The 10,574-nt window shown below is 64.6% G+C and carries 11 protein-coding genes; 6 read left to right on the forward strand and 5 right to left on the reverse strand.

Annotation, left to right across the window (positions count from 1 at the left end; genetic code table 11):
• Window positions 1-31: 31 nt before the first annotated feature.
• Window positions 32-1,096: a hypothetical protein gene (locus tag FJZ36_15840; GenBank protein MBM3216372.1), complete on the forward strand. Its 1,065-nt coding sequence runs from the start codon at window positions 32-34 to the stop codon at window positions 1,094-1,096.
• Between the two features lie 20 nt (window positions 1,097-1,116).
• Here the strand turns inward: FJZ36_15840 and zapB are convergent, their stop codons facing one another.
• From zapB to FJZ36_15855, 3 genes are read right to left on the reverse strand one after another with little or no spacing between them, the layout of a single operon-like run.
• A complete protein-coding gene (gene zapB, locus FJZ36_15845; GenBank protein ID MBM3216373.1) occupies window positions 1,117-1,407 on the reverse strand; it encodes a cell division protein ZapB in 291 nt (96 codons plus the stop codon).
• Between the two features lie 22 nt (window positions 1,408-1,429).
• Window positions 1,430-2,293, reverse strand: a complete 864-nt coding sequence (locus tag FJZ36_15850) for a DNA-3-methyladenine glycosylase 2 family protein (protein MBM3216374.1) — start codon at window positions 2,291-2,293, stop codon at window positions 1,430-1,432.
• Between the two features lie 7 nt (window positions 2,294-2,300).
• On the reverse strand, window positions 2,301-4,220 hold the full coding sequence (locus FJZ36_15855) for a hypothetical protein (protein MBM3216375.1): 1,920 nt from the start codon (window positions 4,218-4,220) through the stop codon (window positions 2,301-2,303).
• Window positions 4,221-4,446: 226 nt separating this feature from the next.
• Between FJZ36_15855 and FJZ36_15860 the strand changes: the two genes are divergently transcribed.
• The 5 genes from FJZ36_15860 (at window position 4,447) to FJZ36_15880 (ending at window position 8,447) form a co-directional block, all read left to right on the forward strand.
• Window positions 4,447-5,256: a 4-hydroxy-tetrahydrodipicolinate reductase gene (locus FJZ36_15860; protein ID MBM3216376.1), complete on the forward strand. Its 810-nt coding sequence runs from the start codon at window positions 4,447-4,449 to the stop codon at window positions 5,254-5,256.
• 22 nt (window positions 5,257-5,278) lie between these two features.
• Window positions 5,279-6,199: a cation transporter gene (locus tag FJZ36_15865; GenBank protein ID MBM3216377.1), complete on the forward strand. Its 921-nt coding sequence runs from the start codon at window positions 5,279-5,281 to the stop codon at window positions 6,197-6,199.
• Between the two features lie 84 nt (window positions 6,200-6,283).
• Window positions 6,284-6,475, forward strand: coding sequence for a hypothetical protein (locus FJZ36_15870; GenBank protein MBM3216378.1), 192 nt, complete (start codon window positions 6,284-6,286; stop codon window positions 6,473-6,475).
• Window positions 6,476-6,540: 65 nt separating this feature from the next.
• Window positions 6,541-8,307 carry a mechanosensitive ion channel family protein gene (locus tag FJZ36_15875; GenBank protein ID MBM3216379.1) on the forward strand — a complete coding sequence of 589 codons (1,767 nt, stop codon included), beginning with the start codon at window positions 6,541-6,543 and terminating at the stop codon, window positions 8,305-8,307.
• Entirely contained in the window at window positions 8,067-8,447 is a 381-nt protein-coding gene (locus FJZ36_15880) for a VOC family protein (protein ID MBM3216380.1), read from the forward strand. The genes FJZ36_15875 and FJZ36_15880 overlap by 241 nt, the downstream gene beginning before the upstream one ends.
• An 8-nt stretch (window positions 8,448-8,455) precedes the next feature.
• On the opposite strand, the gene FJZ36_15885 is transcribed toward FJZ36_15880, so the two are convergent.
• Together FJZ36_15885 and FJZ36_15890 are read right to left on the reverse strand one after the other, a co-directional pair.
• Window positions 8,456-9,379 carry a mechanosensitive ion channel family protein gene (locus FJZ36_15885; GenBank protein MBM3216381.1) on the reverse strand — a complete coding sequence of 308 codons (924 nt, stop codon included), beginning with the start codon at window positions 9,377-9,379 and terminating at the stop codon, window positions 8,456-8,458.
• The gene (locus FJZ36_15890; protein ID MBM3216382.1) at window positions 9,376-10,272 is read right to left on the reverse strand and encodes a mechanosensitive ion channel family protein; all 897 of its coding nucleotides are present in this window, start codon (window positions 10,270-10,272) and stop codon (window positions 9,376-9,378) included. Before FJZ36_15890 ends, FJZ36_15885 begins: the two co-directional genes overlap by 4 nt.
• Window positions 10,273-10,574 lie beyond the last annotated feature (302 nt).

Consider the following 10,574-nt stretch of genomic DNA (forward strand, 5'->3'; position numbering starts at 1 on the left):
ATCCGGCGCGGGCTCGGCAGGAAGGCGGTATATGGCGGTTCGTCACCGACGCGACGGAGTCGCCCATGACGGAAGATGTGACACGATGAGATTGCGCGTCGCGCTGTTCTTGAGCTTGGCGTCGGCGATGATCGGTCTGCTCTTGTTCGTCGGATGCGAGGGATCCGTCTTGGATCTGGGCGACAGTTCGGGTCCCACCGGCGACTTCGTCGGCTTGCCCCCGCGATGGATCGGCTGGTCTCCGAAAGGCGATTCGATTGTCTATGAGCAGGCTGGGCAGCTCATCGTCGGGTCGGGCGCCGATCTGAACGTCGGCAACGTGATCACGGGCAAAGGGCGATACGCCCACCCGTATTGGTCACCGGACGGACGCTTCATCGTTTACGACTACACGCCGGATCGCTACCACCAGGCGAATCTCTGGGTCCGAGCCGTCGATGGGAGCGCGGTTCCCCGTCGGTTGACGGACGCCCGCACGTACGACTTCATGCCCGTGTGGTCGCGCGATGGGAGGTGGATCGCCTTCCACTCGCGCCGGTCGCCGAGCAACAACGTGTGGGTGGTTCCAGCCGACGGCGGAACGCCGAAGGCTCTCGGAAGCGCCCTGGCGAACGAGGGCAGCCTGGATTGGTCGCCCACCAGCCCCACGCTCGCGTTCGAGGCGTTCGTCGGCACGTCGTCCGACATCTGGGCGGCGGAGATGGATGGGCCCGAAGCGAAACGGTTCGCCGGTACTGCCGCTTCGGACAAGCGACCGCGCTGGCGACCCGACGGCAGGTCGATTGGTTTCCTGTCGCTGGCTTCGAAGGGCTGGAACGTCTGGCAGCAAGGGACGGCGGACGGCTCGGAGCCGACGCCCATCACGACGGTCGGCGACGTGGTCGCCTTCGAGTGGGTGTTCGACGGCGAGGCGGTCGCCTTCCTCACCGCGGATGGCGGGCTCCACGTCCAGCGCGTCCAGGAGGGCTCCGAGCCGACGCGCGTCGCGACGTGCGTCGACTTCGCCACGTCGCCAGATGGTCGGCGGTACGTCCGAGTGGAGTTCAGGAACCCCGACTACAAACGCTATGCCGACACGTTTTCGCTGGAGCCCTAGCAGGCAACCGCCGAACCGATCTACTCTTGCAGGTTCTGCTCGAGATGGGCGACCAACTGGCGCAGATGCTGTGACAGCGCCTGGTGACGCTCGACGATCTGCGCGTTCTCTTCTTCGAGATGCTTCAGCCGGGCGACTTCACTCTCCAGCTCGCGAACGCGGTCTTCCAGTCCGGCGATGGTCTGGCGTAGACCGGCTTCCTCATCCTCAAGGAGCTGGACAGTTTCCTGCAACGAGTGGATCCGCTTGACGGCTTGCGAGATGCGGTCTTCGAGCTTGGCGACGAGATCGTCGGGGATGAACTGCTCCACGGAAGTTCCTTCCACTGACAGGTCACACCGAGCGGCTGCGCATGCGCCCTCGATGGTAGAGATAGAGTTGGGCGTAGCCGGCGTCTGTGCCGTATCGCTCCCGGACGAACGCGCGAATCGTCGCCACGGGCACCTGCCTGCCGCCGAAGTAGAGCCGCTCGAGCTCCCGGCGGATCCACACGTCGATGGGACACGCCTCGCCCATGCCCAGGGCATAGAGCGCAACGCAGTCGGCGATCTTGTCGCCGACGCCGTGCAACGTTCGCAGCGCAGCGTGCGCTCTGTCGTACGATAGAACGCTGAGCCCTTCGCCGGTCAGCCTGCCCTCGGCGACTGCCGCCGCAGCTTCGCGAAGAGCCCGATGCCGGAACCCCGTACCGCACGCAACGAGTTCTTGGGGCGCCGCTTCCGCGAGCCGCTCCGGCGACGGGAACGCGTAGCCCTCGGTGTACTCTAAACGTCGGCGTTCTCCGAACCGTTGCGAGAGCCGACGCACGATGCCCGTGATTCGTGCGACGTTGTTCACGCTCGACAGGATGAACCCGGCAAGGCATTCCCAGAGCGGCTGCCGGAGGATGCGGACCTCGGGGCAGAACGCCACTGCGTCCGCGACATTCTCATCGATGGCGCTGAGTCGTCGGTGCAGTTCGCCCATGTCCCGATCTGCGTCGAAGTACTCGGCGATCCGGTGGGCGAGGTCTTCAGCGGATGCGTCGGCTTGGGCGAAGAGTCCTCCTTCGTGAGGGCGCACGCGCACGAAGGTTCCGCCGAGCGAGCCGATGTGCCATCCGTCGGCGAGGCTCCAGCAGAACGTCTGTCCCATCGCGAGGGTCGCGGCGAGGTCCAGCGGCGAACGCAGCGGAATGTGGGCGATGACGGTCGCCATGCAGACGCTACCCCGGCATGATCCGGTAAGGAACGTGCGTGAACAGCCCGACGATCATCCAGAAGCCTGCGATGAGCGCTTCTCCCACGACCATTCCGAGGAAGAATGGTCGTAGCTGCCTGTAACCACGGAAACCGAGACCTTTGAGGATCGTGTATTTCAGCAGCCAACCCCAGAAGAACGAGAACCAGACCGTGTAGGGAGCCCAGCTCGTGGTCATCGCGTAGCCCAGCGGATGCAACCGCCACCAGAGGAACCGGTAGCGCATGAAGATGAGTCCCGACATCACGCCGACGCCGACGCCCGTGTAGGCGAGCTCCTCCCAGTCGGTTCCCGTGGGATGCGTCAGTTGGTTCGCCAGGCGGTCGAACGGCTCGGGGGGCCACCAGTAGCCCAGGTTGTTGCCGCCCTTGGTGTACCACAGCCAGATGCCGGATACGTAGGTCGCAGGGATGGCGACGAGGATGGCGATGGCGAGCGCGCCGACGAGGTGACGGCGGCTCATGCCGGACACGTCCGCCGCCTTGAGGCTGTTCATGAAGTGGGGCATCTCGAACTCGCGCAGATCGAACATCAGGGTCTTCTCGTACGCGAGGATCGTTAGACTGCGCGGCGAGATGCGCGACGTGCCCATCGGAATCAGGATGTAGTCCGAAGGTCGGAAGATCGCCAGCAGAAACAGGAACCCGCCGTCGGTCACCATCCACGTCAGGACGACGCACATCACATAGAAGAAGACGTGGACGCCGATCGCCAGCCAGAACGACATGCCGGCGAGCCGCGCCATGCCAGCCAGCGCGACCGTCCCGAGGATCAGCCCCCAGAACGCCAGCCGATACGGCAGGGGTTCAGCGCGGTCGGCGGCGGGGCCTTTGCCGAACGACGCCTTGACGACCATCGCCAGATGCCGCCGTGCGAGCCACATGACGAACACGATCAGCGCCAGGTAACCGCCCATTTCCTGTCGGTTCGCCAGCGTCCACGCGTTGACGGACAGACCGAACACCTCGATGCCCAAGCTTTGCGCCTTGTACAACAGGTAGAACAGCCAGAAGCTGAGCGACACGTCCAGCGACAGGAGGTACGAGAACCCGATGATGGACGGGTAGACGAACAGCACGGTCGAGCGCAGCGCCGTCCACGGACGTTCCGTCAAGTACTGATCCGGGTAGAAGTAGAGCGGGATGCTGGGGATGGTCGGGATGTGGGCGTGGAGGCCGTTCAGCAGGTGCACGGCGACCGGCAAGGCGAAACCCGCCCACATGATCGGGCTCCGAAAGAACCGGTTCATCGACGCGCCGTGGTCGGGCGGCTCGACCATCTCCGCCGGGAGCTGAACGAGCGGGAAGGCGAAGCGCTCGCGTTCGACCCACTGCCGGCGCAGGATCGCGCTCATGCAGAGGAGAACGAATAAGCTCAGCACGAGATACAGGGACCAGATCAGCCCGGGCCGGACCCACAGCCCCCAGGGGATACGCCCCGTCGAGTCGATGCCCTCGTAGAACGTCCGGGCGGCCTTCGGGTCTCGGACGACCATCGCGTCCGGCAGGTAGGCGTGGAACAGGTTCGCCCAATCGTTCTCCGGCGTCGCGAAGTGGAACGGCGCGGTCAGCATGAACAGGTGGTACCGGAGGTATCCCGACGACGGGATGCCTGCCGCTACGAGCATCATCGTCCAGATGGTCATCAGCTCGGTCGGCGTGAAGACGCGCGACGGAGCGATCCGGCGCAGAATGGGGTTGACGCCCAGCACGACGAGCGTGAAGAGGAAGAACGACCCGATCGGGAAGTGGTTCCCCGACGCGAAGGTGTTCAGGATGTAGTAGTCGTTGTAGGGAGTCAGCAGGCACAGGAACACGACGTAGAGAACGCCGACCAGCACGCTTCGGGCGGTGATCCGCGGTTTGGTTGGCGTCGGGTGTGCCACGTGGCTCCGGGCCTGTCGGGGGTCGGGCGTTCTCGTTCGCTGGACAACGCCCGATGATCGCCCAGACGACGGTGTTCGGCAACTGCGGGCGGCTTGGGATCGACCCCGCGACTGCCACGGAATCTAGCAGTGGCGCGGATTCCGGCTCCTACCTTGACGGCGTCCGCCTGGTGGGATAGTGTTCAGACGCAGGAGGCAGCGCGCCCTGACGATGGGAGGAGCGTCCATGAGCACGATACGTGTCACGGTCGATGGCGCGGGCGGCAGGATGGGGCGGATGATCGTCGCCGGGGTCGCCCGCGAGCCGGATATGTCGGTCGTGGGAGCCGTCGACGCTCCGAGAACGCCCTTCATCGGCAGGGATGCCGGCGAGCTCGCAGGCGCAGGTCACATCGGCGTGCCCGTGGTCGATTCACTGGCATCGGTCATCGACGGAACGGATGTTGTCATCGAGTTCACGTCACCCGAAGCGACGCTTGCGAACCTGAAGGCGGTGGTCCGGCACGAGAAGCGCATGGTCATCGCGACGACCGGCTACAACGACGAACAGGCAGAGGAACTGGATCGACTGTCGCGACAGGTTCCGTGCGTCATCGCTCCGAACTACAGCATCGGGGTCAACGTGATGCTGCGCGCCGTGGAGCTCGTCGCCTCGACGCTGGGCGATGACTACGACGTCGAACTGGTTGAGATCCATCACAACCAGAAGAAGGACTCGCCAAGCGGAACCGCGCTCAAGATCGCGGACGTGGCTGCCGAAGCGCTCGGACGCCGGCTGTCCGACGTGGCGATCCACGGTCGGTACGGGATCGTCGGCGAGCGCACGGTGCCGGAGATCGGCGTCCATGCGGTTCGCGGCGGCGATGTCGTCGGCGATCACACGTTGCTCTTCCTTGGAAACGGCGAACGGCTGGAGATCACGCATCGCGCGCACTCGCGCGAGACTTTCGCGCGCGGTGCGATTCGCGCGGCACGCTGGGTTGCTTCCGCGCCCATCGGTCGGCACGGAATCGAGGACGTGCTGTTCGGCGCGTAGGCTCGTCCAGAACGGGTTGCCCGTGGCGTCAGCACCGGTTGGACAGGCGACGCTCGGCAACGGCGTCTACCCCGTCGCGGCTCGTGCCGCCGTGTGGATGCTGACGCTGAACGGCTTGCTCTTCGCCGCCAAAGCCTTCGTGGGCTGGTACGGCGGCTCCTACTCCCTGATCGCCGATGGCATGAACAACCTGACGGATGTCGGGCTCTCGCTCGCATTGCTGGTCGCAATGAAGTGGGCGGGACGCCCGGCGGACGCGCGCCATCCGTACGGTCACGGACGGATGGAACCTGAGATCGCGCGCTTGGTGGGAATGGTCATCATCGCGACGGCGGGCTTTCTCGCGATGGGTGCCTGGCACCGCGTCTTCGTGCGCCACGCGCCGCCGGACGTTTCCGTACTGGTGACATGCGCCATCGGGATCGTCGTCAAGGAAGGGATGTTTCGATACCAACGCGGACTGGCTCGTCGGCTGGGAAGCATCGCGCTGAAAGCCGACGCGCTGAACCACCGCACGGACGTCGGCGCATCCGCTGCCGTGCTCATCGGGACTGCCGCCATATGGATCGGTGGACCTCCGTCGGCATACTGGGACGACGTGGCGGCATTCATCGTCGCGGCTCTCATGGGCATCGGCGCGGCGCGGATCGTGTGGCTCGCGTCTCGCGAGCTACTCGACGAGATCCCGCCTTCCGACGTGATAGCTGGCGTGCGCGAGGCAGCCCTGCAACTGCGTGAACAGGGCGTGCTCGGCACCGAGAAGATCGTCGGCAGAAAGATGGGCTCGTACTATGTCCTCGACCTGCATCTCGAGGTCCCTCCGGAGATGTCGGTACAGGCGGCACACCATCTCGGACACCAGGTTCGCGAACGCGTTCTGAATCGCATGGGCGAGGTGTCCGACGTCCTCGTACACATCGAGCCTTGCCCCGGACGACGCTGACCTTCTCCCTTGCCGGGGCACCGGGTTGCCGCGCTTCGGTCCCGTAGACACGCCCCAGTCCGACAATGTCACGAGGAACACGCTATGCGTCTTCGCTCGCGATCCGGTCGTGCGCTGGCTCTTGCCCTGTGCGCGCTTGCACTCGTCGCCGTGTCGGCAAGGTCGCAGGAGGTACCGGATACAGCGCCCGCCGAGCTGGAACTACCGGTTGACGAGTCGGAAGGATCACCCGTCGGCACGGTGACCGCGTTCGGCAGGAGCCTGTTCGTGGTGTGAGCGCGTCTGGGAGGATTCACCGTCGAGGAGCGCGCCGCAGCGATATCCAAGCGGATCGAGCGTCTATGGAACGACCCGGCGCTCCGCGCGGAGCCCGTGACCGTCGACGAGAAGCCCGGCGAGAGTCTGATCCGCGCTGGCTCGCTCGTGCTGATGTCCGTCACCGACGCCGACGCGGATGCCGCCGGCATCGACCGAAGCGCGCTGGCATCTGCGAACGCCGAGGCGATACGCGGTATCGCCCACGTCGCGCGGGATGGGGTCACGCTACCGGGCGTCGTCAGGTCGGTTTCGCAGCGTTGCTGACCGCGGCGCTCGCCGTCGTGCTCGTGCTGCTGCGCGTGTTGTACCGCTGGACTCGCCGATGGGTGCAGACGTGGGTAGGCATCCGTGTGGGACCGGTGCGGCTGCAGTCTCTCGAACTCCTGTCGGCGGAACGGGTCATCAGCCTGCTGCTGGCTGTAGTGCGCGTCGTGCGCTTCGCCGTCGTCGTCGTCGTGCTGTACGCATACGTCCCGCTGGTGTTCAGCCTGTTCCCGTGGACGTCTGGGCTTGCCGAGCGGATCATCGCTCACTTCGTCGGCAGCGCCGCCTACATCGGCGTGGGCATCCTGTCCTACGTGCCGAACATCGCCGTCTTGGCGATCATCGGCGCGCTGACGCACTATTCGCTCCGGTTGACGCGGTTCCTCTTCCGTGAGATCGAAAGCGGAACCATCGCCCTGCCGGGGTTCTACTCCGATTGGGCGGAACCCTCCTACCAGATCGTCCGCTTCCTGGCGGTGGCATTCGCGTTCGTGGTGGCGTTCCCGTACCTGCCGGGATTGAGTAGCGCGGCGTTCAAGGGCGTGTCGGTGTTCATCGGCGTTCTGTTCTCGCTGGGCTCGTCGTCAGCCATCGCGAACGTCGTCGCCGGGACGATCCTGACGTATATGCGAGCCTTCCGCGTCGGCGACCGAGTGAAGATCACCGACACCGTCGGCGAAGTGGTCGCTCGCACGCTGCTCGTCACGCGAATCCGCACGCCCAAAAACGAGGACATCACGATCCCCAACGCGATGATCCTCGGCAGTCACATCGTCAACTTCAGCTCCTCGCCGGAGCAGGAAGGGCTGATCCTCCACACGACGGTCACGATCGGGTATAACACGCCATGGCGTCAGGTTCACGAGCTGCTGATCGCGGCGGCACGCGCCACGCAAGGGATCGAGACGAGTCCGCAGCCGTTCGTCCTACAGACCAGCCTGGGCGATTTCTACGTCAGCTACGAACTGAACGCGTACACACTGGATCCGCTCAACATGGCGCGCGTGTATTCGGAGCTCCATCAGAACATCCAGGACCGCTTCAACGAGGCGGGCGTGGAAATCCTCTCGCCCATACCGAGCGGCGCGCGACGGGAACACCGTCACGATTCCCTCCCAGTACCTTCCCAAGGACTACGTCGCGCCCGCGTTCCGAGTGCAAGCGACGGTTCCCGAGCCGCCGTCGACGAGCGAGTAGGCGTTCGGCGCTTGCCCGTGCGGTCGATTCCGGCGACACTGTCTGGCGTCATTCCGTGGTCTACTTCAGACACAGAGAGGCATGGATCGTGGCAGTTCTGCTCCACACGCGAGTCCGCGTCAGCAACCTCGATCAGAGCATCAAGTTCTACACGGAGAACCTGGGGTTCGTGCTGCAGGGCCGCAGCGACCGATCCCCGGCGGGGAACCAACTGGCGTTCGTGGCGCTGCCAGGCAACGAGCACACGATTGAGTTCTGCTACTCGCCCGACTATGAGCTCAGTGTCCCGACCGACCTGCTCCACTTCGCCATCGGCGTGCCGGACCTGATCGCCTGCTGCGACGAGCTGGAGAGCAAGGGCATTGAGATCTGGCCCGACGGCTGGCGGACGAAGTTCGTGTCCGGCAGCAAGATGGCATTCATCGACGACCCCGACGGCTACGAGATCGAGCTGCTGGAGCGCAAGTAGAACCGGAATCAGCAGGATGACGGCTGCGAACGGACCCAATCGGGATGCTGCGGAGGAAACGGGTCGGACGGTTGCGCGGCTGACATGTGCGCCACAGACTGGACGTAACAGAACCGCACGGCCGGTTCCGCCGACAGTCGCGCGTGGATGGAGGCGACGATGGCGGAGGCGATCTCTTGGCGGCGCACTGGCTGGACATGGTAGCGCACGCGCGAGATGACGCCGGATGGGATCAGTTCGTGGACGACGTACGGCTCGCGCTTATCCGCGACGCCGCGTTCTGACAACGCCGCGCGCGCCGCAGCGAGGATGGCGGCTTCGGCTTGTGAGAGGTCCGAGTCGTACGTGATCCGGACCGGCACTTCGTCCAGGACCGTGTCCTCGTCGAGCCGATAGTTCACGATGGCGGCGGCGAACAGGTTCTGGTTGGGAACCAGGATGGACCTGCCCGATTTCTCGTCGCCGGACACGGTTCCGCCGACCTGTTCGAGCAGCGTGTAAGACACCGAGATGTCTTTGACGTCGCCGGTGAACTCGCCGATGACCACGCGGTCGCCGATCAGGTAGGGCTTGCGGATCACCACCATCATCCACGCAGCCAAGTTGGTGACCGGAGCCCGCAGCGCCCAGCTCGCGAGCGTCGAGATGAACGCGAGCGACAAGCCCATCCCGCTCAGCGACCTGCCGAACAGGGCGAGATAGAACACGAGCGCGACGCCGAAGTAGGTGTACCGCGCGACGAAGAGAGCCTTGTCGGCAGCGACGGCGTCGGAACCCGATCTGCCGGCGAGGTATCGCGTCGCGCGGCGCATCCACAGGCGGTAGACGATCACCAAGCCCAATGCGGCTGCCACCATGAGGACGAACGGAATCCCCTCGCCGTTCCGAGCGGCATCGTGGGCGGGAAGCGTCGGCGTCGCTCCGGGCATCATGACCGGTGCCCCTCCGCCTTCGGCGCGTCCTTCCAGGTGTAGATCACTTCCGAATGGGCGTAGGCGAACTCGACGCTGTCCGCCTTGGCGAACTCGTGGAAAATGATGCGGACGATATCGCTGGAGTTCTTCTGGCGATCTTCGGGACGCGTCTTGTATCGGAGCCGCATGAGGACGCCGGCGTCGAACAACTCGGCGCGGATGAACGGCTGTTCGCCGGTCTCCAGGATCGTGTGCTCCATGACGCGACTGGCGGCGTCGATGAGGATGTTTTCGGCTCTCGTCCAATCCGATGCGAACGTCACCCGTACGGGCACCTCGTCGAGGATGTACTCGACGTCATAGGTGTAGTTGGTGATCGTCTGACCGAAAAGGATGGCGGTCGGAATCAGGATGCCCCGACCGGAACGTTCTTCGCCGCTGACGGTTCCGCCAACCTGATTGAGGATGACGTGTGTCAGCGTGATGTCCATGACGTCGCCGACGATCCCCGCGATCACCACGCGCTGGCCTATCTTGAACGGTCGCTTGACGATCAGCATGATCCACGCCGCGATGCCTGTGATGGGCTGCTGAAGCGACCAGCCGAGCACCATCCCCAGGAAGCCGGCGGACAGTCCGAGAACCTGGAGCGATCCACTGAGGCTCACGATCCCGAACACGGCGATGATTCCGGTCCAGACGTAGCCCCACGTCGCCATGAAGTTCTCGACGTTTTCCTCTTTGTAGGCGTGCCGCCGGACGTAGTGACGGACAGCGCGTGTCGAAACGCTGCGGATAACGACCAGAACCGTGATGGTCACTGCCGAAAGGATGATTCCCTTGTAGCGCGTCTCGGCGAGCGTCTCCAGCAGCGTACTGACGCGTCCGAAGAAGTCGAGCAGTTGGTCCATCGAAGGTGCTCCAGGAGGCGTGCCGTGTCACCGTGCCCCTATGTAGACAACTATGGACTGCCGGTCAAGTGGGATCGCTGACCTGCTCCGCTAAGTTGGGACAGTGGGTGCGACGAGGAGTATCCACCGTTGATAGGCGTCGCGACGGATGTTCTGCATCCGTTTGCGCGCGCGAGGGATCCGGTGCTTCAGGAGGACGAAGAGCGGGGAGTAGGACTCCTGTGTTTTTCGCGTAGAGAGCATCTCGCGCCGCTTCGCCCACCAAGTAGCCCAACGCGTACAAGTAGCCCAACGCGTAGGCG

The organism is Candidatus Poribacteria bacterium, from assembly GCA_016866785.1.
Lineage (GTDB): Bacteria > Poribacteria > WGA-4E.